This window comes from Bifidobacterium sp. UBA6881 (genome assembly GCA_002451435.1).
Taxonomy (GTDB): Bacteria; Actinomycetota; Actinomycetes; order Actinomycetales; family Bifidobacteriaceae; genus Bifidobacterium.
Window position 1 is genome coordinate 4801 of record DKCF01000010.1, and the last position, 1736, is coordinate 6536.

Genomic DNA, 1736 nt, shown 5'->3' on the forward strand with positions numbered 1-1736 from the left:
TTCGGATGACTGGTTGATCAGATGACGGGTTATCTCCAACATGGTCGTCTCAACCATGGATTGTCCCGATTGCGAATCAATCGGATTATGGTCCCACCGGGTCGCAGGCCAATCAGATTGCGGATTATCCCTTAATCGAAGATCGGCCACCTGAAGACCGGCCATCCCGAACATGGACTATCCCGAAGACGGTCCTTTCCAAGACGGTTCTTCCGAAGATAGTCCTTCTCAAAATGGTCTTTCCGGAAACGGTTCTTTCGAAGACGGACCTTCTGAAGATGGACCGTGCCGATTACCAATCAATCGGATTACCGACAGATCAAATTACCGACGGGTTACCGACGAATCGGCGGAATCAGTTGAATCCGACGACGTGTTCGGCGACGAAATACCCCTTGCGGATCACGAATCGTCCGATGGAACCGTGCAGGTTCAGCGCGCGCGACATCGCCTTCTTGTGCACGTCCGCGTAGATCGTCGGGGAATATGCCTTGATGTCGGCCCACAGGGCCTTCTTCTTCGCATAATTCTCCGGATCGCGCGACAAAATCATGAATACGCTCGCCACGGAGCTTTCGATCGCCAGGAAATGGATCATGTAGCGGTACAGGCCGTCCGGCACCGTGCCGCGTTCCGGCGTGGCACGCACCATGCACTGGTTCACAAGCCGCAGCTGGTCCACGCGGCGGATCATCACATCGGTCTGCACGCTCTGCCCGTCGCGGCCGATGAAATAGTGGTAGAACGGCGTATCCAGGTACTTCAGGGACTTCACCCACGGGAACGGCTGGTACGCGTAGATGAAATCGACGTAGAACGTGTGTTCCGGCAGCTTCATGCCCGATTCGCGCACCACGGCCGTGCGGTAGATCAGCGCGTGCATGAGGATGTATTCGGTCAGTCCGAAATGGCCCAGATCGTCCCACGTCAGACGCTTGCCGGGCTCCATCGCATGACGGAAGTTCACGGTGTGCTTGTTGCGCTTGCCGACCTTGTCGTACACGTAATTGGTGACGAGCATATCGATGGGGTCGGCGCCCGCGGCCTCCTCGCGCAGTTCGGCCATGACCTGTTCGAGCGATTCCGGGCCGACCCAGTCATCGGCGTCCACGACCTTCACGTACATGCCGCTCGCCGCCGCGATGCCGGTGTTGACCGCGCCGCCGTGCCCTTTGTTCTCCTGATGGATCGCGCGCACGATTCCCGGATAGCGTTCCTCGAACGTCTTCGCCATCTTCAACGTGTCGTCGGATGATCCGTCGTCGACGATCAGCACCTCAATGTCGTCGTTGCGCTTCGCCGCGATCAGCGACATGACGCACCGTTCCAGGTATTCGGTCATGTTGTACGCGGGTACCACGAAGGTGAGCGTCTTCTTCTCCTGCATAATGTTCCTCGGATCGGTCCGTGCGGCTGGGGCGTCGCCTCGACGGTCAAAAAGCATAACGAAACTAACGTAGCACCATGTTCGCGCGAGGGGAATGAATGTTGGATGATTCATACCCTGAAAAACGCGATCTGCACCTGATATTTCCCTTACGGACAGATTGCCTATGGTTCGTTGGCCGTTATGTCGGTTGTTGTTTTCGGTTTTCTTCGATTGTCTGGTTGCCTATTGTCTGGTTTCCTTGGAGTCCGTTTTCCGGACTTCTCGGATTCCTTGGTTTCTCTGGATTCCTGTGTTCTTTGGAATCCCTCGGTTCTGGATTTCCGTATTCCTCTGTCTTCTTGGTTTT

Annotated in this window: 1 protein-coding gene; it reads right to left on the reverse strand. The window is 56.0% G+C overall.

What is annotated here, in order from left to right:
- Positions 1-355: 355 nt before the first annotated feature.
- Complete coding sequence (locus tag B3C64_RS00770) at positions 356-1387, reverse strand: glycosyltransferase family 2 protein (protein WP_291533056.1); 1032 nt, start codon at positions 1385-1387, stop codon at positions 356-358.
- Positions 1388-1736 lie beyond the last annotated feature (349 nt).

What these genes read in the sequence shown, in the direction of transcription:
- B3C64_RS00770 (WP_291533056.1), bottom strand. Translation starts at nt 1,387, where the DNA reads ATGCAGGAGAAGAAGACGCTCACCTTCGTGGTACCCGCGTACAACATG.